Genomic DNA, 20,282 nt, shown 5'->3' on the forward strand with positions numbered 1-20,282 from the left:
GTGTGAGAACTGTATAGTGGACGCGAGTATCTTTCTTTTTTGTGTTTTGGTGTTTGTACCTTGATTGTTTGTGTGTCCGTGTGTTTTGTTACGGGCGTATGGTGGATGCCTTGGCATGCTGAGCCGATGAAGGACGTGTGAGGCTGCGTTATGCCTCGGGGAGTTGCCAACAAAGCGTTGATCCGAGGATGTCCGAATGGGGAAACCCAGCACCAGTTGTGTGGTGTTACCCGCAGGTGAATACATAGTCTGTGTGGGGGTTGACGCGGGGAAGTGAAACATCTCAGTACCCGTAGGAGAAGAAAACAATTGTGATTCCGTGTGTAGTGGCGAGCGATAGCGGATGAGGCTAAACCGTGTGCGTGTGATACCTGGCAGGGGTTGCGTGTGCGGTGTTGTGGGGCGCAAATGGTGCAGGCTGTCAACTGCACGCGCAATGCATATACATCAGCGGAAGCATCTGGGATGGTGCGCCGGAGTAGGTGAAAAGTCCTGTACGTGAAGGTGTGTGTGGTTGTGTTGTTTGTGTTTTTCCCCGAGTAGCAGCGGGCTCGTGGAATCTGCTGTGAATCTGCCGGGACCACCCGGTAAGCCTAAATACTCAGTGTGACCGATAGTGAATTAAGTACCGTGAGGGAATGGTGAAAAGTACCCCGGGAGGGGAGTGAAAGAGTTCCTGAAACCATGCGCTTACAATCCGTCAGAGCACCGTTTGTGTGTGATGGCGTGCCTTTTGAAGAATGAGCCTGCGAGTCAGCGGCATGTCGCGAGGTTAACCCGATTGTGGGGTAGTCGTAGCGAAAGCGAATCCGAATAGGGTGGCAAGTGGCATGTCCTGGACCCGAAGCGGGGTGATCTACCCATGGCCAGTGTGAAGCAGCTGTAAGAGGTTGTGGAGGCGCGAACCCACTTAGGTTGAAAACTGAGGGGATGAGCTGTGGGTAGGGGTGAAAGGCCAATCAAACTCCGTGATAGCTGGTTCTCCCCGAAATGCATTTAGGTGCAGCGTGATGTGAGCTTGCCGGAGGTAGAGCTACTGGTTGGTTGAGCGGGACTATCATCTTAGCGACGTCAGCCAAACTCCGAATACCGGTGAAGTGGTGCATTGCAGTGAGACTGTGGGGGATAAGCTTCATAGTCGAGAGGGAAACAGCCCAGATCGCCGGTTAAGGCCCCTAAGGGTGTGCTAAGTGGAAAAGGATGTGGGATCGCGAAGACAGCCAGGAGGTTGGCTTAGAAGCAGCCATCCTTGAAAGAGTGCGTAATAGCTCACTGGTCGAGTGGTTCCGCGCCGACAATGTAGTGGGGCTCAAGCACACCGCCGAAGCCGCGGCAACAGTTTTCTGTTGGGTAGGGGAGCGTCGTGTGTGGGGTGAAGCCGTACCGGAAGGAGCGGTGGACTGCATGCGAGTGAGAATGCAGGCATGAGTAACGAATGGCAAGTGAGAATCTTGCCCGCCGGATGACTAAGGGTTCCTGGGTCAAGTTCGTCTTCCCAGGGTGAGTCGGGTCCTAAGGCGAGGCCGACAGGCGTAGTCGATGGTTAACGGGTTGATATTCCCGTACCCGTATATGCGCGCCCAGTATCGAAGCGGTGATACTAACCACCCTGACCCGCCGACCGTTGCCATCCTTTTAGGATGGTTGGTTGGCGGTGATGCGTGGGGCCTGATCCGTTGTAGGTCAGTGATGGGGTGACGCAGTGAGGTAGCCGAGCCGCTGATTGGATTGCGGTGCAAGCGTGTGGCACGACACCATGGTAAATCCTGGTGTTTTTTGTGTGAGGCGTGATGCGTAGCCCATAGTTGGGTGATGTTGGTGATCCTGGACTGCCGAGAAAAGCCTCTAGCGATGTGCGTATACGGCCCGTACCCATAACCGACACAGGTGGTCAGGTAGAAAATACTCAGGCGAGCGGGTGAACTGTGGTTAAGGAACTCGGCAAAATGCCCCCGTAACTTCGGGAGAAGGGGGACCTGCACTAGTCAAGCACTTCACGTGCGGCAGCTGGTGTGGGTCGCAGAGAAGAGAGGGGAGCGACTGTTTATCAAAAACACAGGTCCGTGCGAAGACGGTTAAGTTGATGTATACGGACTGACGCCTGCCCGGTGCTGGAAGGTTAAGAGGACCTGTTAGGACGTCATGTCCGAAGCGGAGAATTTAAGCCCCAGTAAACGGCGGTGGTAACTATAACCATCCTAAGGTAGCGAAATTCCTTGTCGGGTAAGTTCCGACCTGCACGAATGGCGTAACGACTCCCCTGCTGTCTCAACCACAGGCCCGGTGAAATTGCAGTACGAGTAAAGATGCTCGTTTCGCGCGGCAGGACGAAAAGACCCCGGGACCTTCACTATAGCTTGGTATTGGCATTCGGTGCGGTTTGTGTAGGATAGGTGGGAGACTGTGAAGCATGCACGCCAGTGTGTGTGGAGTCGTTGTTGAAATACCACTCTGACCGTAGTGGATATCTAACCTTGGCCCATGATCTGGGTTGGGGACAGTGCCTGGTGGGTAGTTTAACTGGGGCGGTTGCCTCCCAAAATGTAACGGAGGCGCCCAAAGGTTCCCTCAGCCTGGTTGGCAATCAGGTGTTCAGAGTGTAAGTGCACAAGGGAGCTTGACTGCGAGACTGACTAGTCGAGCAGGGACGAAAGTCGGGACTAGTGATCCGGCACCTACTTGTGGATGTGGTGTCGCTCAACGGATAAAAGGTACCCCGGGGATAACAGGCTGATCTTCCCCAAGAGTCCATATCGACGGGATGGTTTGGCACCTCGATGTCGGCTCGTCGCATCCTGGGGCTGGAGTAGGTCCCAAGGGTTGGGCTGTTCGCCCATTAAAGCGGCACGCGAGCTGGGTTCAGAACGTCGTGAGACAGTTCGGTCTCTATCCGCCGCGCGCGTTGAAACTTGAAGAAGGCTGTCCCTAGTACGAGAGGACCGGGACGGACGTACCTCTAGTGTGCCAGTTGTTCCGCCAGGAGCACGGCTGGTTGGCTACGTACGGGAGGGATAACCGCTGAAAGCATCTAAGCGGGAAGCCTGTTTTAAGATGAGGTTTCATTTGAGGTTCCCAGAAGACGACTGGGTTGATAGGCCGGACCTGGAAGCACAGTAATGTGTGGAGGCGACCGGTACTAATACACCAATAAACACACGAATCGCCGCACACCAACCAGGGTGTGAACACCGCGAAACGAACACAACCAAGAGCACATGCTCCGCGTCCACTGTGCAGTCACTGACACAACACACCAACCCGAAGAAGTGGTTGGCCGACACTCAATTGCATACACACGCTGAACACTCAGCGCCGTGCATACCCCATAAGGTGTGTCGGTGGTTGATGGCGGCGGGGAAACGCCCGGTCCCATTCCGAACCCGGAAGCTAAGCCCGCCCGCGCCGATGGTACTGCCCCCGGGAGGGAGTGGGAGAGTAGGTTACCGCCGACCCAACAACTTCACACACAGCACCCGCCACACAAACACAACCGTTTGTGCGGCGGGTGTTTTCGTATGCGCGCACAGTCCCCGACCGTGACGTATGGGTCTGGTCCCCGCATTGCGGACAACCGGGCGTAACCACCAGCGGGGCGTGACTCATTCACTGGGGGCCGAATAGGTCGCGGGGGCAGCACGCGCTGCCACGTTGACGCCTACTGCGGGGCGAAAGTCGAGTAGCGGACGTCGAGTACGCCCGTGTACACCGGTGAACTCGACCTCCACCACTCGACCAACAACGCACCCACACAAAAACCCTGGGCCCGGCCCGACTCCGCATTGCGGACAACCAGACCTGCACCCATCATTGGTCCGCACCCACGAATTGCACGAATCGACACAAAGCGACATCCCCGCCGATTGAAACCCCACCTGGGGAAACGCGGGCCCGCCGTCGATTCGTGCACAACCACCCACTTACAGCGACGCCGTGGCTAAACCTTTCGGCTTGCGGACTCCGCATTGCGGACAACAGCGACGGCACCCATTATTGGTGGACGCCCACGAAACGTCCCCCTGTGGCAGGTCTGCGGCCGTCGGTCTCGTAAAAGCTGACAACACCGTTTCCCGACCAGCGGAAACAACGGGCGAAAACCACCCGCTTGTCAACTTCTACGAAACCGTTCCCGCCGGACTACCCGCACCCCTAAGAACAACCCCCGGAGAACAACGACCCCGAGCCCCCGGAGACAACCCGCGTTAGAGCTCGAGCAGCGAGTTCTTGGACTGCTCGACGAGTTCGCCCTTCTTGCGGGCGCGCTCCAGCGTGGACCACTGGTCCTGGGGGATCGACTTCCTAGCGGAGGCGACCACTGCCTCGTCGGGCGTACCCCAGGCGATGGGCATTGGGGTGATGGTCTGCCAGTGCTGTTGGTCGCGAGCCGAGCGTTGCGCGCCCACGGCTGCGACCGGCACCTTTGTGCCGACCTTGTCGGAGGTGTTGGGGAGCGGCTGCATCACTCGGGAGGTGATGGCCCAACGCGGCGGCAGGGCAGGATCCACGTTGAGGTTCACCAGCGCGGTTAGGGTCACCGTCGTGCCGGCGCGCTCGGTGATGATGGCGGGGGCGAGGGGGTTGGAGTCGTAGATCTCCTGGGTCTTGCCCACGCTGCGGGGGATCAGCAGCGCCACTACCAGCATCAATACGCCGAACAGTACGGCGCCAAAGCTGCCGAGCCAGTGCCACGGCGAGGACGGGTCCACCAGGAACCACACGGCGACGCCGACGATCACGGAGATGACAAAGATCGCGATGCCGGAAGCGACGAGGCTGCGGGTGTCGCGCACCATTTTGTTGTGCTGCTTCGCAAAGTCCTCGTCGACGTCGAACTTGAATACCTTCATGCCACTCATGGCATACAAGTCTAAAGGTCGGAGGCGTCGACCAGTCGGTACGCGTAGCCCTGTTCGGCCAGGAATCGTTGCCGGTGCATGGCGTACTCCGAGTCCAGAGTGTCGCGGGCGACGACGGTGTAGAACACGGCTTCCGCACCGTCGGATTTGGGCCGCAGCAATCGGCCCAGGCGTTGCGCTTCTTCCTGTCGGGATCCGAAGGTACCGGAGACCTGGATGGCTACGGCGGCTTCGGGCAGGTCGATGGAGAAGTTCGCCACCTTCGACACCACCAGGGTGGAGATTTCCCCGTCCCGGAACGCTTGGAAGGCCTCTTCGCGCTTTTTGGTGGTGGTTTTGCCGTCGACCAGGGGAGCGTCGATACGCATTGCGATCTCCTCTAACTGCTCCACGTACGCGCCGATGATTAAGGTCTGCTGCCCCTTGTGCGTTGCAAGAAGCCTATCGACGACCTCCAGCTTGCCCGCCGAACAGGCCGCCAGACGGTAACGCTCGCGGGTCTCGGCGGTGGCGTAGGTGAGGCGCTCCTCGTCGGTGAGCGTGGTGCGGACCTCGACGCACTCGGCGGTGGCGATGTAGCCGGCCATCTCGAGTTCTTTCCATGGGGCGTCGTAGCGCTTTGGCCCGATGAGGGAGAAGACGTCGTCCTCGCGGCCATCCTCGCGCACGAGGGTCGCCGTGAGCCCCAAGCGGCGGCGGGACTGGAGGTCCGCGGCCATGCGGAAGACGGGGGCGGGGAGGAGGTGGACCTCGTCGTAGATGATCAGGCCCCAGTCGCGGGAGTCGAAAAGTTCGAGCGCGCGGTATTCGCTCTTGGTCTTGCGGGTGACCACCTGGTAGGTGGCGATGGTGACGGGGCGGATTTCCTTCTTCTCGCCGGAGTACTCGCCGATCTCCTCGGGCGTGAGGGTGGTGCGGCGCAGCAGCTCGTCGCGCCACTGACGGCCGGCGACGGTGTTGGTGACCAGGATCAACGTGGTGGTCTGCGCCTGCGCCATCGATGCGGCGCCGACGATGGTTTTGCCGGCGCCGCAGGGCAGCACCACCACGCCGGAGCCGCCCTCCCAGAAGGATTCGGCGGCGTACTGCTGGTAGTCGCGCAGCTCCCAGCCGTCGTGGTTCAACGCGATCGGGTGGGACTCGCCGTCGACGTAGCCGGCCAGGTCCTCCACCGGCCAGCCGAGCTTGGTCAGCTCCTGCTTGATCTGGCCCCGGGCGGAGGGGTGGACGGGGGCGGTGGTGTCGTCGATAGGCTTCGCTATGAGCGGCTGGATTTTCTTGCTGCGGGTGACCTCGGTGAGGATCGCGGGGTCGTCCGCCTCTAGGATCAGCCCGTGGGCGGGGTGTTTGACCAGCTTGAGGCGGCCGTAGCGGGCCATGGTTTCGGCGATGTCGACGAGCAGCGCCTGCGGCACCGGGAAGCGGGAGTAGCGCTCGAGCACGTCCACGGCCTGCTCGGCGTCGAAGCCGGCGGCGCGGGCGTTCCACAGCGCCAGGGGTGTGATGCGGTAGGTGTGGATGTGCTCGGGCGCGCGCTCGAGCTCCGCGAACGGGGCGAGCGCGGCGCGGGCCTTGGGCGCGTCCGGGTGCGCGACTTCGAGCAGGACGGTCTTGTCCGATTGGACGATCAGGGGGCCGTCGCCGAGAGCCATGCGATCTACTCCTTCGTGTTAGTAGGACTTGGTAGTCTACGGTGCATGGCTGCGAAAAACACATCCGTTGTACTCGGCGAACGCTACGACAAATTCATTGCAGAGCTGCTTCACGACGGCCGCTACGCCTCCGCCAGCGAAGTCCTGCGCGAGGGCCTGCGGCTGGTGGAGGAGCGAGAGAGGAAATTCGCTCTTCTTAACGCCGCGCTTGAAAAGGGGGAAAACAGCGAAGTCGTCCAGGACTTTGACCCGGGAGCGTTTATAGAGCGAATGAAGAACGAGCATGAAATATCGGCTTAGGCGCCAGGCAGAGGTCGATCTCGAAGAAATTTGGTCCTACACGGCCACACGATGGGGGCTGGATCAAGCTGAACGATATGTTGGCGGGATTCTCCAGATGCTGGACTTCATCAGCGAAAATCCACGGCTCGGGCGATGGGCGGACGAAGTGCGCCCTGGCTACCGGAAGAAAGCGATAGGAAGCCACATCATCTTCTACCGTGAACAGGACGCTGCGATCGATGTGGTCCGTGTGCTTCACCAAAGTATGGATCTAGTGATGCACATCGACCCCTAGCCCCTGCGCAGCAGCTGCGACCACTTGGTCACGCTGCCGTTGTTCAGGATCGTGCGCTTGTAGATGCGGGCGGCGGCCCACACGGCCAGCGCCGTCGCCAAGGCCGCGAGGACAAACGAGCCGGCCAGCTGCAGCGCGGTGAAGTCTCCGGCCGCATACGACAGCGGCGCGGCGAAGATGGAAAACGGCGGGATCCAGCTCATCACCTGCATCCAGGTGGCATCGGTGTTCATCCAGCCGAAGCCGGGGATGTAGGCGGAAGCCATGATGAGCAGCAGGATCGGCATCTGGGTGGACTGCAGGTCCTCGGTGCGCTGCACCATCGCGCCGGCCGCGGCGTAGAGGGCGCCGAAGAACAGCATGGCCAGAAGCCACGCGATCAGCAGGACGGGGAGGACGGACCAGTCGAATTCGATGTCGTCCACGAGCCCGGAGACCTTCAGGCCAACGCCGCCGACGATGAGCAGCACGGCGGTGGCCAGGAAGCCCAGCACGAGCGTGCCCAGCAGCTTGCCGGCCAGGAAATCCAGCGGGCGCACGGAGGCGAGCACGAGCTCGACCACGCGGGAGGACTTCTCCTCGGTCACGCGGCTGCCCACCTGGGCGGCGAAGGTGATCACGGTGAAAATCACCACCATCAGCGCCACGAACGTGGTGAGCAGGCGGAGCAGTTGCTGCTCGAAGTCTTCGCCGCTGGCCTCGTCCACGTCCACCGGCACGATGTCGATGCTGCGGGACGCCGCCTCGTAATCCGCGAGCGAAATGCCCAGCGTGTTCAGCGTTTCGGCGCGGGTGTAGCTGTCGGCGAGCGCTTCCATCCCCTCCATGATGCCCGCCGACGGCGTGCCGTCCGAGATGACTTCCCACTGGTCGCCCTCGGCCACCAGCGCGGCCTTGACGTCGCCGTCGCGCACCAGCTGCACTGCGTCGTCGCGGCTCGCAGTTTCGCGGGCGTCGTACCCGGCGCCGTCGAGCAGTTGCTTATCGACGCCTACGGTCGCCACCGCAGTCTTTGCGTCGCCGCCCTCAGCGTCGTCCTTGTTCTTCTGCCAGGAGGCGAAGCCGATGAAGCCGACCATGGCCAGAAGCAGGATGACGAAGGTGATGACCACGCCCTTTTTCAGCAGCAGGATCTGAATCTCGCGCGCCGCGGTGGTGGTGATGGTGTGCATGGGGGAGTAAGTCTGCATTACTGCACCGGCACGACGCGGGTGAACTCGTGGACTGGGCCGGCGGCCATGGCGGCCTGCAGGATGCGCTGGTCCTCCTGGACGCTTGGGGCTTCGAGGATGACGTGGGTGGCGGAGTCGTCGATAAGCGAAATGCCCTCCGGGATCCAGCCGCGGGCTTGAGTGCCCACCCTGAAGCGGATGGGGCCGTGGGCGCGCAGCTCGTCGACGGTGCCCTCAGCCACCATGCGGCCGCGGGTGACAATGCCGATGCGGTCGCACAGGCGCTGCACCAGATCCAGCTGGTGGGAGGAGAAAACGACGGGCACGCCGGCGCGGGCGCGGTCGGTGAGCATCGTGCTCATCACGTCGACGGCGACGGGGTCGAGGCCGGAGAACGGCTCGTCCAGGATGAGGATGTCGGGGTCGTGGATGAGGCTCGCGGCGAGCTGGACGCGCTGCTGGTTGCCCAGGGAGAGGTCGTCGAGCTTGTCGTTCACGCGCTCGCCCAAACCGAGCTCCTCGAGCAGCTCGGTGCCGCGCTGCTTGGCGGCTTTGCCGTCGACGCCGTGCAGCTTGGCCAGAAAGACCAGTTGCTCCAGGATCTTTTCCTTGCCGTACAGGCCGCGCTCCTCGGGCATGTAGCCGATGCGGCGGCGGGTGTCGTCGTCAAGCGGGTGGCCGTCGAGGAGCACCTCGCCCGAGTCAGCGGCGAGCACGCCGAGGGCGATGCGCATCGTGGTGGACTTGCCGGCGCCGTTGGAGCCGACGAAGCCGTACATTTCGCCGTCGTGGACGGTGAAACTCATGCCGTCGAGTGCTTGGACGTCGCCGAAGCGCTTGTTCAGGTCGCGGATTTCGATTGTGGTCACACGTCGAAAATAACAAAAGATAGGCCAGCGGGTGCAGGGGTCTAGCATGGATTTATGACCACAACCATTTCCTCCCCCGCAGAGCATCTGTCCCGCGAACTCGGCTCTGACCAGGCGCTTTCCACCCGCCCGATCGACCGGATCAAGTACGCCCACGACGCATCGCACTTCCTTTACACCCCGGACGTGGTGGTGGAGGCCCGCACCGCCCACGACGTGGCGGCCGCCTTCCGCGCCTCCGCTTCCTCCGGCGCCCCGGTGGTGCTGCGCGGCGGCGGCACCTCACTGTCCGGCCAGGCCGGTGGCGCGGGCATGCTGGTGGACGTGCGCAAGCACTTCCGCGGCGTGGAGGTCCTTGACGGCGGCAAGCGCGTGCGCGTCCAGCCCGGCTCCACGGTGCGCCAGGTCAACGCCCACCTCGCCCCGTACGGCCGCAAGATCGGCCCGGACCCGGCGTCCGAGGGCGCGGCGACGATGGGCGGCGTGATCGCCAACAACTCTTCCGGCATGGCCTGCGGCACGCAGTACAACACCTACAACACCATTGAATCGATGACGTTCGTGCTGCCGTCCGGCACCGTCATCAACACCGCCCACGCGGATGCGGAGGCGCAGTTTGCGCGGGAGGAGGCGGAGCTCGTCGCAAAGCTTGAGCGCTTGAAGCGGCGAGTGCGCGAGAACAAGGAATCCGTGGCCACCATCGAGCGCCACTTCGCGCTGAAGAACACGATGGGCTACAGCCTCAACGCGTTTTTGGATTACGAGTCGCCCCTGGACATCTTCATGCACCTGCTGGTCGCGTCCGAGGGCACGCTCGCGTTCATCGCAGAGGCCGTGCTGCGCACCATCGAGGTGCCGAAGCTGAAGACCACCACCATCGCGGTGTACCTGACGCTTGACGCGGCGACGCGCTCGCTGCCGGCGCTGTTCGATTCCAAGGCCGCCACGCTGGAGCTGATGGACTCGCGCTCCATCAAGGTCGGCCGCACCTTCGACTCTGTGCCGGAGCAGATCACCGGCTTCGAACTGGCCGGCCAGGCTGCGCTGCTCATCGAGTACCACGCCAACGAGGCCGACGAGCTGCGCGAGTACGAGACCGCCGGTGCGAAGCTGCTGGAGGGCTTCGACCTGCAGACTCCGGCCGCCTTCACCACCGACGCCACCGAGGCCGCCAAGGCATGGGCCTTCCGCAAGGGCCTGTACGCGCAGGTCGCTGAGGCGCGCCCGTCCGGCACCACCGCGCTGCTCGAGGACATCGCCGTGCCGGTCGGCGACTTGGCCGACACCTGCGGCGGGCTGCAGCAGCTTTTCGACGCCTACCGCTACGACGACGCCGTCATCTTCGGCCACGCCAAGGACGGCAACATCCACTTCCTCATCACCGACCGCTTCGAAGGCGACGAGAACCTGGGCCGCTACGACGGCTTCAACGAAGAGATGGTCGACCTCGTGCTCGGCGCTGGCGGCAACCTGAAGGCCGAGCACGGCACCGGGCGCGTGATGGCGCCGTACGTGCGCCGCCAGTACGGCGAGGAACTCTACGAGGTCATGGTGGAGCTAAAGCGCGCCGCAGACCCGCGCGGGGTGATGAACCCGGGCGTGATCATCACCGACGACGAGCGCGAGCACATGAAAAACTTCAAGCTCAACCCGCAGGTGGAGGACGAGATCGACTCGTGCGTGGAGTGCGGCTACTGCGAGCCGGTGTGCCCCTCGCGCGACATCACCATGACCCCGCGCCAGCGCATCGTGGTGCGCCGCGCCCGCGCGAAGGCGATCCAGGAAGGCGACACCGAGCTGGTTGCGCACATCGACGAGGCGTACCAGTACGACGGCATCGACACCTGCGCGGTGGACTCCATGTGCGTCACCGCCTGCCCGGTGAAGATCGACACCGGCAAGTTCATCAAATCCCTGCGCCGCGGCCAGGCGGGCGCCGCGGAATCCGCTGGCTGGGCGGCCGCGGCGAAGGCGTGGGGGCCGGGCAACACGCTTGCCTCGGCGGCGCTGACCGGCGCGTACTACATGCCGACCAAGCTGGTGCAGAAGGTCACCGACGTCGCCCGCGCCCTGGTGGGCGAGGACACCGTGCCGCAGTACCGCCCCGAGCTGTCCAAGGGCGGTCAGAAGCGCTCCAAGGCGTTCGGCACCCGCATCGGCGCGCCGGGCGCGGAGCCGGCCGGCGTGTTCGTCCCGGCCTGCGTGAACTCCATGTTCGGGCCGCAGGGCGAGGGCGTGGGCGCCTCCGAGGCGTTCGCCACCCTGGTGGAGCGCGCCGGGCTCGCGCTGACCGTCCCGGAGGGCATCGACGGGATGTGTTGCGGGACCCCGTGGGCGTCGAAAGGCATGAGCACTGGCCACGACATCATGCAGCGCCGCGTCAACGACCAGCTCATCGCCGCCACTGACGGCGGGCGCCTGCCGGTGGTCGTGGACGCGTCCAGCTGCACGCACGGCTTCCGCGACATGGCCGAGGTCATCGGCATCACCGTCATCGACGCCATCGAGTTTGTCGAAGACCAGGTGCTCGAGCGCCTCGAGGTGAAGAAGAAGGTGGACTCTGTGACGTTGCACCCGACGTGTTCGGCGACGCACCTTGGGATCGTCGATACGCTGGAGCGCGTCGCTGCTGCCGCGGCCGAAGATGTGCGCGTGCCCGCCGAGTGGAACTGCTGTGGCTACGCGGGCGACCGCGGCATGCTGCACCCGGAGCTGACCCACGCCGCGACGAAGCGCGAGGCGGCGCAGGCCGAGGAGCTGGGCTCCGCGACGCACGCCTCGTCCAACCGCACCTGCGAGCTGGGGCTGACCGCCGCGACCGGTAAGGACTACGAGCACATCCTGGAAATCCTGGAGCGCGTCAGCCGCTAGGCCAGCACCACTTTGGTGATGCGCGGCAGTGCGATGCGCACCACGCGATCGGCGGCCTCGTCGAGTGCGTCGACCTGCCCCGCGGACACGCTCAGCGGCAGGACGGTGAGGGTGCGGCCGCGCCCTTGCTTATCGACGAAACCGACGGCCACATGCCGCCGCGCCCGAGCCGCCGCCCGCAGCGTTTCGAAGATGTCGCCGGCCCCGGCGTCCGCGTCGGAGCCGGAATCGGCGCGCAGCTTGGACACGATGGCTTCGACCTGCTCCTCGGTGGCCTTTGGGGTGCGCGGCAGGGTAGACGGGGTAGCGGCGACCAGCGCGGGTTCGGGCGCTATGTTCAGCGTCGCGCCGGTGTTGTCCTCCGCGGTGGGCTGCATCCCGGCCGCACGCAGCTGCGCCATGAGCTTGGTCAGCGGCTGGTCCGACACCGCGACGGTGGGGGCGAGGACGCGTAAGTTGCAGCGCTCGGCGGCGGTGGCGATCAGCGCCGGGTCCGCGGAGCGGATGTAGCTCAGCGCCGCGCCTGCGCGGATGGCGCCGTGGGTGCGGGCGGTGTCGTCGACAAGAAATGCGATCGCCTGCGGCACCTCGCCCATGACGTGCCGACCCAGCCAGGCGTGGACCTCCTCGGCGGTGAGCCCGCCGTCCAGGCCGCGGCGCACCGACGCCTCCGTGACCCGCCACACGCTGGCCAGACCCGGGGATTCGAGTTCGGCGATGCGCTCCAAAAACGACGCCATGTCCGGCTCGAGCGGGCCCGGGGCGAGCATTGTCATGTCGCCCTGGGCAATCAGCGTGTCCACGGACGCCGGCACGAGCTCCTTGGCCGCTGCGGCGACGTCCTCGCCATCGCGGCCGTCCAGCAACGCCAACAGGGGAGAGGACTGCGCCGGCTGCGGGGTGCCGGCGAGCGCGCCGACGAACTGGGCCTCATCCACCACCGCCTGGATGAGCCGCGGGGAGAACCCGCTGGCCTCTAGCGGGGCATGGAATAGCAACTGGTCGGTCCGGCCCGCGTGGCGCAGGATGGTCGTGCGGGCGTGGCGCACCGCGGGCGCGTGCATGTCCGCGGACAACAGCTTCGCGTCGGTGTCGGCGCGCCACGGGGAGGCGGCCCAGCCGACCATGAGGATCGCCCACTGGTCCGAAAGCGTGGCGTCGATCCAGGTCAGCGCGTCGCGGGTTGCGGCGAGCACGTCCTCGTCGTCGACGTTGCCTCGGCCGATAAGGCCCGCCGCCTCGCCGATGGTGATCAATAGCCTCGGGTCGAAGCCGAGTTCCTTTTCCAGGTTCGCCGCGGCGCGCACGCCGACGGTGCCGTCCTTGTTCAGCGTGACCGGGCGGTCCATGAGCGCCATGACCAGCTGGCGCATTTGGCGCACGGCGTCCAAGCCCGCCGAGGTCGCGGCCTCGTCCACCGCGGACTGGTCCACCTCGTCCACTGCGGGCGGTGCCAGGGGGAACTCCCGCGGAGTGATCCCGCGCATCGCGTCGCGCACCGGCCGCGGCAGCCGAACAGTGTTCGCGTCCACCCGCACCAGCAGGCCCGCCGCAAGCAGCTTGGGCACCGGCGCCGTCGGGTCCGCGTCGGGCCCGGCCGCCGAGGTGGTGCCCACCCCGCCCGAGGAGGCCAGGGTCTCCAACACCTTGCGCTCGCGGGCGGGCAGCGTATCCAACGCCTCGGCAGCGCCTTCCGGCAACGTGTCCGTCACGCGCCACCCTGGGGGCAGCGCGGTGAGCGTGCCGGGGGAGATCTGCAGCTCCTCATCGGGCCCGAAGACCAAAGCGAGTTCCCGCAGGTGCGTCACCTCGCCGAGCTCACCCGCGTCCACCGGGTCCAGCTCCGCGCCGGCGTCGGCGAGACGCTCCAGCACCGCCAGGTCAGCGGCCGTGAGCTGGCGCAACGCCCGCGACGCGGATCCGGGCAACCCTAGGCGCGTGGCCAACGACCCAACCGAGGGAGGGGTGGGGAAGAAGGCATCCGGCCGGGTGCGGATGAGCAGGCGGAGCTGATCGTCGCTAAGCGACTGCAAGATTTCGGGGAAGGTAGACATTGCGGGGGTGAGTTTACGTGCGTTTTCTTGCCCGGCGTGAAAGAATGAGGGGCATGGCTAAAGATGTAGAGAAGATCGGTCGCGCGAACCCGGCGTGGCCAACGCACACCCCTGGTAACGGTCACCCGGTCACCGAGATTTCCTCCAAGCTCACCGGCGCCGCGAGCCCGTTCGGCGACGAGCTGATCCTGCCGCTGAAGGCAGAGGAGACCGGCTACGTCCACCCGACCACGCGCATCAACCGCTAGCTTTCGCTTAGCGACGTACCAAAGGTGGCCCCCGTGGCGGGGCCACCTTTTTCGTGTGCCTGGGGGCGCGCGTGGTCTCTGCGTTGATCGTCTAGCAGAGTCGGTGGGCTGCTAGACGATCCGGCGCTTATTGACAATCAAGCGCAATACGACCTTGGGAAACGTATGGCGCGGATCGTGATCGTCTAGCAGGTTTGCCCTCCGTGCTAGACGGTCTGGCTGGGGCAAAAGAAAACCCGCCCGGAGGCGGGGTTTTGGCGTGTAGTTCTTAGCGCGGCAGGTAGGCCTGCTGCAGGGAAGCCAGGGTGTCGTTGACCTGGTTGCTGAAGTTGGCGCCGACGAGCTGGGCGACCTTGGCGTAGTCGCCGGCCAGGGCGGCGTCCACCAGCGGCTGGTTGGCTGTGTAGAACGCGTTGTAGTCGTTGCGGTTCGCGGCGTAGTTGTCCTGGACGGAAGCCGGGACCTGGAAGCCGAGGCCGTTGATGGCGTCGCGCAGCTTCGCGTACAGCTCATCGGTCTCGGTGCGGTTGGAGGAGGTCTGCGCGGCCGGAGCCGGAGCAGCCGGTGCGGGGGCCGGTGCCGGCTTCGGAGCCGGAGCGGCCTGCGCGTCGCGGTTGGTCGGCGCGGAGTTCAGGCCGTAGCGCGCGGAGCAGGCCGGCCATGCGCCCCAGCCCTGCTGTGCCAGGGTGCGCTCAGCGACGATGATCTGCTGCTCGCGGGTGGCCTGGTCCGCGGTCGGCGCGAACTCGCCGCCGCCGTACGCCTGCCAGGTGCCGTAGGAGAACTGCAGGCCACCGTAGTAGCCGTTGCCGGTGTTGATTGCCCAGTTGCCGCCGGACTCGCACTGTGCGAGCTTGTCCCAGTCGGAATCCGGTGCTGCGGTTGCCTGCGGGGCGACGATGCCTGCCAGTGCTGCAACTGCTGCGGTACCTGCCAGAGCCTTCTTGCCCGTGGAGGTGGTCTTCTTGGAGTGGCGTCCCATGATTCGTTTCCTCTCGTCGTTGACCGCCAATTCTCGGGACAGCCTAACCATTTGTAACGATTGTGTCACGCAACCGGCACGAAATGGTGCGTATGTGACTGTGGCGCTCCACGTTTGTGCAGGTCGCGCGCCGCGGGAGGAATTTTGGTGTTCTGGGCCACAGTCGCGGTTTTCGGGGCGGAGGTGTATGGTAAAGCCTTTATTTTGGCCTGCAATCGGCGGGCCAAGTACCGGAACCTGAAGGAGGATGCCATGCCTATTGGAAAGGTGAAGTGGTACGACACCGAGAAGGGCTTCGGCTTCGCGTCCAACCCGGGCGACGACGACGTCTTCATCGGCAAGTCCGTGCTTCCCGATGGCGTGGACGAACTGGTCGCAGGCCAGCGCATCGAGTTTGATTTCGCCGCCGGCCGCCGCGGCCCGCAGGCGCTGCGCGTGAAGGTGCTCGATGAGCCGAAACGCCGCCCTGTGCACCGTCGCAAGCCGGAGGAGCTGGGCAGCATGCTGGCCGATGTGATGACCCTGATTGAAACGCAGGTCCAGCCCGCGCTGACCAACGGTCGCTACCCGGACCGCAAGGAGGGCCGCCAGGTGGCGGAGATCCTGCGGGCGGTGGCCAGGGAGCTGGACGCTTAGTCGAAGCCGACAGACCACGTGGCGATGACGGGAGTTTCTTCCCCGTCATCGCCTTTTTCAATGTCCAGGGTGGTGATCTCGGCGACGACGAGCTTCGCGCCGGACTCGGTGACCGCCGGGGCGGTTTCCTCGCCGGACTCGCCGGAGGTGAACACGCGCTCGGTGTTGGCGGCCGGGTCGTCGTAGATGAGCAGCAGGCGCCAGCTGTTGCGCTCGATCTCGCCGGGCACGGTGATGGTCACGTCCCCCTGGTCCGGCAGACGCACGCTCGGCGGCTCGCCGCCTGGGCACTCCACGTCCAGCTCGCACACTGTATATACGGGCACCTGCTCGGTCTGCCCACCGGCGGCCACGGCGACCTCGAGGTCGCCCACCGGGGTGCCCGGCTTGTTCTGCTGGTAGCTCATAAAGGCGTAGACCGCCCCCACCAGCACCACCACGCCAACTAGGGCGATGGCCAGGACTTTCCACTGCTGAGTTGCTGCGCGTTTGCGTGACATGGCGCAAGATCCTACTTGGCGGCGCTCTCGGGCTTAAACGTCACGCGGTACATGTCCGGCCAGCGCTTGCCGGTGAGGTAGAACTCGTCGGTGCCGGGGATGCGGGCGATGCCGTTGAGCACGTGGTTCGGGTCCGGATCGGCGTTGTTTTCCAACCCGGAGGCGTCGATGATGGCGGTGACCTTCCCCGAGTCAGCGTCGATGCGCAGGATGTTGGTGGTGGTGAAGACGTTGGCGTAGACCTCGTCGCCCACGCACTCGAGCTCGTTGAGGCCCTCCACCGGTTGGCCGTCCATGGTGACGGTGAAGCGCTCGCGCTCCTCGAAGGTTTCCGGGTCCATGCGGCGTAGCTCGGCTGTGCCGTCGGAGAAGATCAGCTCGTCCTCGTCGGCGCGGGAGCACAGGCCCCACCCCTCGCCGGCGTAATTCGCCCGCCCGGTCTCTTCCAACGTCGTGGCATCCCGCTTGATCGCGGTGCCGTGAAGCCAGGTCAGTTGCCACACCGTGCCGTCGTGAAGCGTGATGCCCTCGCCGAAGAACTCCGGGTCCAAATCGGTCGACTGCAACTTGTCGCCCCCGGGGGTGCGCGTGTACAGGCGGGATTCGCCCTCTTGGCCGGTGCCGACGTAGATGGTGCCGTCGTCGGCGACCTCGAGGCCCTGGGTGAAGCTGGTGGCGTCGAAAGGCAGGCGTTCCTCGACGTGCGCGGTGAGGCGCTGCGTGTCCGGCCCAGCGGTTTCGGGGGAGGAACAGCTGGACAGGAGAGCGAGCGCGGAACAGACGGCGGCAAGCGTGAATCGACCCATGGCAACCATCCTGCACCACGTGGGCAATAATGGGGAACCGTGTCACGATCCAACAACCGATCCCGCAACCCCCGAAAGCGCAGCCCCCTGCTGTCCACCGACGCAGTCGCCACTGCACGGGAGGCGCTGGCCGAAATCGCCGACGGGGAAGTCGGCGAGCACATCGGCGTGACCGGGCTGGGCCGCAACGTGGCCACCCACCGTTTCGCCGCCGACGTGCCCGGTTACGCAGGCTGGGAATGGAACGCCGTGGTGGCCTGCGCCGACGGCGCAGACTGGGTCACCGTCAACGAGGTCGCGCTCGTGCCCTCGCAGGGCGCGCTTGAAGCGCCGGACTGGGTACCGTACTCAGACCGCCTGCGCCCCGGCGACCTGGGCCCGGGCGACATCATGGAGCTTTCGCCTGACGACGACCGCGTCACCGACGACTCCTTTTCCCGCGACGCCGTCACGTTTACCGGCCGCGAAACCAAGCGCTACCTCACCACCACCGGCCTGGAGGACGCGAAGAAGCGCTGGCGCACCGGCGAGTTCGGCCCCAACAGCGAGTTCGCCGAAAAGGCCGCGCTGTCGTGCCGCTCCTGCGCCTTCTACATCCCGCTGGACCAGCCGGTGGGCGAGAACTTCGGCATCTGCGCCAACGAGTACTCCGCGGACGGGCACGTGGTGGCCTCATCCTACGGCTGCGGGGCGCACTCGGACACCACCGTGGGGGAATAATCGTTGGTGAGCCCCAACGATTGGTGTTTTCGCAGGCAGGGTGCGACACTAATGCAACGTGAGTACCACCACCCGAGCAAAACTGCATAAGGACCAGCCGCAGCCGCGCGGCGCGCTGGATGCCTTCTTCCATATCAGCGAGCGCGGATCCACGGTCGGCACCGAGGTGCGCGCCGGGGTAGTGACCTTTTTCGCGATGGCCTACATCGTGCTGCTCAACCCTCTGATCATCGGTACCAGCCCGGACCGCGAAGGCGTGGTCCTAGGCATCCCGCAGGTCGCCGCCGCCACGGCGCTCGCCGCCGGCGTGATGAGCATCCTGTTCGGCGTGATTGCCAAGTACCCGTTCGGCATCGCCACCGGCCTGGGCATCAACACCCTGGTCGCGGTGACCATGGTGGGGCAGCAGGGCCTGACCTGGCCCGAGGCCATGGGGTTGGTGGTCATCGACGGCATCATCATCGTGCTGCTGGCCGTCTCCGGCTTCCGCACCGCCGTGTTCAACGCCATCCCGGACTCCATGAAGGTGGCCATGAGCGTGGGCATCGGCATGTTCATCGCCACCATCGGGCTTGTGGACGCCGGCTTTGTCCGCCGCATCCCCGACGCCGCGATGACCACCGTGCCGGTGCAGCTGGGCACCGGCGGCTCGATTGCGTCCTGGCCCACCTTCGTGTTCATTATCGGCCTGTTCATCTGCGGCTTCATGGTTGTGCGCAACGTCCGCGGCGGTCTGTTCATCGGCATCCTGCTCACCACCGTCATCGCCATGGTGGTTGAGGCGCTGACCGGCGCCGGCTCCTCTGCCGACAACCCGGAGGGCTGGGGCATGGCGGTTCCAGGCCTGCCGGAGAGCTTCGGCGGTGTCCCGGACCTGTCCATCGTGGGCAACGTCGACCTGTTCGGCGCGTTTGTGAACATCGGCGTGATCTCCGCGTCGTTGCTCGTGTTCACGCTCGTACTGGCGAACTTCTTCGACGCCATGGGCACCATGACCGCGCTCGGCCGCCAGGCCGAGCTCACCGACGAGCACGCCGTGCTGCCGGACATGAAGCGCGCCCTGGTGGTCGAGGGCTTCGGCGCCGTCGTCGGCGGTGCGACCTCCGCATCGTCGAATACCGTGTTCGTCGATTCCTCCGCCGGTATCGCGGACGGTGCGCGCACCGGCCTGGCCAACGTTGTCACCGGCGTGCTGTTCCTCGCCGCGATGTTTTTCACCCCGCTCTACGAGATCGTGCCCATCGAGGCCGCAGCCCCCGTGCTCGTGGTCGTCGGTGCGCTGATGATGATGCAGGTCGACCAGATCGAGTGGTCTGAGTTCACCGTCGCCCTGCCGGCGTTTCTGACCATCGTGACCATGCCGCTGACCTACTCCATCGCCAACGGCATCGGCGTCGGCTTCATCTCGTTTACCCTGATGAGCCTGTTCGCCGGCAAGGCGAAGGACATCCACTGGATCATGTGGCTCATCTCCGCCCTGTTCGTGGTGTACTTCGCGCAGGGCCCGATCATGGCGGCGCTGAGCTAAATGCTTGTGCCTATCGACGACCCGTCGGACCCCCGCCTCGACGACATCCGCGACCTGAAACATTCGGATAAGGAAAAAGGACTCGTCTTCGCTGAGGGTCCGCTCGTGGCCGGACGGCTGGTGGAATCCCGCTTCCCGGTGCGCGCCGTGTTCGGCTTCGGCGGGCGGCTGGAATCCTTCATGGCCGACTATGGCGACGAACTCGAGCGCCGCGGCGTGCCGGTTTACCAGATCACCCGCGGCATCATGGGGGAGGTTGCCGGCTACGACATGCACCGCGGGCTGCTGGTCTCCGCCGACAAGCCGGAGCCGCTTTCCGTCGCCGAGGTGCTCGACGGCGCGCGCACCCTGGTGATCTTGGAAGGTGTGGGCGACCACGAGAACATCGGGTCCATCTTCCGCAACGCCGCCGGCATGGGCGTCGACGGCGTGCTCTTCGGCGCCGCCACCGCCGACCCGCTGTATCGGCGGGCCGTGCGCGTGTCCATGGGGCACGTGCTGCGCACCCCGTTCGCGCACCTCGACGGCACGCCGACGACGTGGCAGCGCTCGCTAGACCAGCTGCGCGAGGCCGGCTGGTGGCTCGTCTCGCTCACCCCGGCCGACGACGCCGTCGAGCTGAGAGACGCGATCCAGGGCCACGACAAGGTGGCCTTCCTAGTCGGCGGGGAGGGCCCGGGCCTGACCCCGCACGCGATGCGCGCCACCGACGTGCGCGCCAAGATCCCCATGGCGCCGGGCACGGACTCGCTCAACGTGGCGACGTCCGCCGCGATCGCGTTTTATGAAAGAAACCGTTAGCGCTCGCAAGCTC

General features: G+C 65.0%; 16 protein-coding genes and 2 rRNA genes. 10 read left to right on the forward strand and 8 right to left on the reverse strand.

Annotated elements, in window-relative coordinates:
* Nucleotides 1-77: 77 nt before the first annotated feature.
* Nucleotides 78-3,160, forward strand: a 23S ribosomal RNA gene (locus ACX1NL_RS03425).
* Between the two features lie 174 nt (nt 3,161-3,334).
* Nucleotides 3,335-3,452, forward strand: a 5S ribosomal RNA gene (gene rrf, locus ACX1NL_RS03430).
* Between the two features lie 747 nt (nt 3,453-4,199).
* Here the strand turns inward: rrf and ACX1NL_RS03435 are convergent.
* Together ACX1NL_RS03435 and ACX1NL_RS03440 are read right to left on the reverse strand one after the other, a co-directional pair.
* A complete protein-coding gene (locus tag ACX1NL_RS03435) occupies nt 4,200-4,853 on the reverse strand; it encodes a DUF3239 domain-containing protein (RefSeq protein ID WP_458898609.1) in 654 nt (217 codons plus the stop codon).
* Nucleotides 4,854-4,864: 11 nt separating this feature from the next.
* Nucleotides 4,865-6,505 (reverse strand): DNA repair helicase XPB, encoded by a 1,641-nt coding sequence (locus ACX1NL_RS03440; protein ID WP_458898610.1) that lies wholly within the window; start codon nt 6,503-6,505, stop codon nt 4,865-4,867.
* Nucleotides 6,506-6,550: 45 nt separating this feature from the next.
* Here ACX1NL_RS03440 and ACX1NL_RS03445 point away from each other — a divergent pair, with 45 nt between their 5' ends.
* Together ACX1NL_RS03445 and ACX1NL_RS03450 are read left to right on the forward strand one after the other, a co-directional pair.
* Nucleotides 6,551-6,805: a type II toxin-antitoxin system ParD family antitoxin gene (locus tag ACX1NL_RS03445; RefSeq protein ID WP_181890024.1), complete on the forward strand. Its 255-nt coding sequence runs from the start codon at nt 6,551-6,553 to the stop codon at nt 6,803-6,805.
* Complete coding sequence (locus ACX1NL_RS03450; RefSeq protein WP_181890025.1) at nt 6,789-7,082, forward strand: type II toxin-antitoxin system RelE/ParE family toxin; 294 nt, start codon at nt 6,789-6,791, stop codon at nt 7,080-7,082. The genes ACX1NL_RS03445 and ACX1NL_RS03450 overlap by 17 nt, the downstream gene beginning before the upstream one ends.
* Here the strand turns inward: ACX1NL_RS03450 and ACX1NL_RS03455 are convergent.
* Together ACX1NL_RS03455 and ACX1NL_RS03460 are read right to left on the reverse strand one after the other, a co-directional pair.
* Nucleotides 7,079-8,272 carry an ABC transporter permease gene (locus tag ACX1NL_RS03455; RefSeq protein WP_458898611.1) on the reverse strand — a complete coding sequence of 398 codons (1,194 nt, stop codon included), beginning with the start codon at nt 8,270-8,272 and terminating at the stop codon, nt 7,079-7,081. The two genes, ACX1NL_RS03450 and ACX1NL_RS03455, sit on opposite strands and share 4 nt — an antisense overlap.
* Complete coding sequence (locus ACX1NL_RS03460) at nt 8,272-9,123, reverse strand: ABC transporter ATP-binding protein (protein WP_458898612.1); 852 nt, start codon at nt 9,121-9,123, stop codon at nt 8,272-8,274. Before ACX1NL_RS03460 ends, ACX1NL_RS03455 begins: the two co-directional genes overlap by 1 nt.
* A 54-nt stretch (nt 9,124-9,177) precedes the next feature.
* Here ACX1NL_RS03460 and ACX1NL_RS03465 point away from each other — a divergent pair, with 54 nt between their 5' ends.
* Nucleotides 9,178-11,994 (forward strand): FAD-binding and (Fe-S)-binding domain-containing protein, encoded by a 2,817-nt coding sequence (locus ACX1NL_RS03465; RefSeq protein ID WP_458898613.1) that lies wholly within the window; start codon nt 9,178-9,180, stop codon nt 11,992-11,994.
* Here ACX1NL_RS03465 and ACX1NL_RS03470 read toward each other — a convergent pair.
* Nucleotides 11,991-14,048 carry a helicase-associated domain-containing protein gene (locus ACX1NL_RS03470; protein ID WP_458898614.1) on the reverse strand — a complete coding sequence of 686 codons (2,058 nt, stop codon included), beginning with the start codon at nt 14,046-14,048 and terminating at the stop codon, nt 11,991-11,993. The genes ACX1NL_RS03465 and ACX1NL_RS03470 overlap by 4 nt on opposite strands.
* A 53-nt stretch (nt 14,049-14,101) precedes the next feature.
* Here ACX1NL_RS03470 and ACX1NL_RS03475 point away from each other — a divergent pair, with 53 nt between their 5' ends.
* The gene (locus ACX1NL_RS03475; RefSeq protein WP_034999421.1) at nt 14,102-14,296 is read left to right on the forward strand and encodes a hypothetical protein; all 195 of its coding nucleotides are present in this window, start codon (nt 14,102-14,104) and stop codon (nt 14,294-14,296) included.
* Nucleotides 14,297-14,564: 268 nt separating this feature from the next.
* Here ACX1NL_RS03475 and ACX1NL_RS03480 read toward each other — a convergent pair whose 3' ends face one another.
* The gene (locus ACX1NL_RS03480) at nt 14,565-15,278 is read right to left on the reverse strand and encodes a resuscitation-promoting factor Rpf1 domain-containing protein (protein ID WP_458898890.1); all 714 of its coding nucleotides are present in this window, start codon (nt 15,276-15,278) and stop codon (nt 14,565-14,567) included.
* 252 nt (nt 15,279-15,530) lie between these two features.
* Between ACX1NL_RS03480 and ACX1NL_RS03485 the strand changes: the two genes are divergently transcribed.
* Nucleotides 15,531-15,914 carry a cold-shock protein gene (locus ACX1NL_RS03485; RefSeq protein WP_181890031.1) on the forward strand — a complete coding sequence of 128 codons (384 nt, stop codon included), beginning with the start codon at nt 15,531-15,533 and terminating at the stop codon, nt 15,912-15,914.
* Here ACX1NL_RS03485 and ACX1NL_RS03490 read toward each other — a convergent pair.
* Together ACX1NL_RS03490 and ACX1NL_RS03495 are read right to left on the reverse strand one after the other, a co-directional pair.
* Nucleotides 15,911-16,414 (reverse strand): DUF2771 family protein, encoded by a 504-nt coding sequence (locus tag ACX1NL_RS03490; RefSeq protein ID WP_239355700.1) that lies wholly within the window; start codon nt 16,412-16,414, stop codon nt 15,911-15,913. The genes ACX1NL_RS03485 and ACX1NL_RS03490 overlap by 4 nt on opposite strands.
* 11 nt (nt 16,415-16,425) lie before the next feature.
* Nucleotides 16,426-17,220: a glutaminyl-peptide cyclotransferase gene (locus tag ACX1NL_RS03495; RefSeq protein WP_458898615.1), complete on the reverse strand. Its 795-nt coding sequence runs from the start codon at nt 17,218-17,220 to the stop codon at nt 16,426-16,428.
* A 39-nt stretch (nt 17,221-17,259) separates the two neighbouring features.
* On the opposite strand from ACX1NL_RS03495, the gene ACX1NL_RS03500 reads away from it, so the two are divergent.
* The 3 genes from ACX1NL_RS03500 to ACX1NL_RS03510 are packed head-to-tail and all read left to right on the forward strand — an operon-like array spanning nt 17,260 to nt 20,269.
* Nucleotides 17,260-17,940 (forward strand): DUF3027 domain-containing protein, encoded by a 681-nt coding sequence (locus tag ACX1NL_RS03500; RefSeq protein ID WP_458898616.1) that lies wholly within the window; start codon nt 17,260-17,262, stop codon nt 17,938-17,940.
* Between the two features lie 58 nt (nt 17,941-17,998).
* Nucleotides 17,999-19,468 carry an NCS2 family permease gene (locus ACX1NL_RS03505; RefSeq protein WP_458898617.1) on the forward strand — a complete coding sequence of 490 codons (1,470 nt, stop codon included), beginning with the start codon at nt 17,999-18,001 and terminating at the stop codon, nt 19,466-19,468.
* A complete protein-coding gene (locus ACX1NL_RS03510; RefSeq protein WP_458898618.1) occupies nt 19,469-20,269 on the forward strand; it encodes a TrmH family RNA methyltransferase in 801 nt (266 codons plus the stop codon). It abuts the gene before it with no gap.
* Nucleotides 20,270-20,282: the final 13 nt, after the last annotated feature.

Source organism: Corynebacterium sp. CQ3829_602738 (assembly GCF_054478435.1).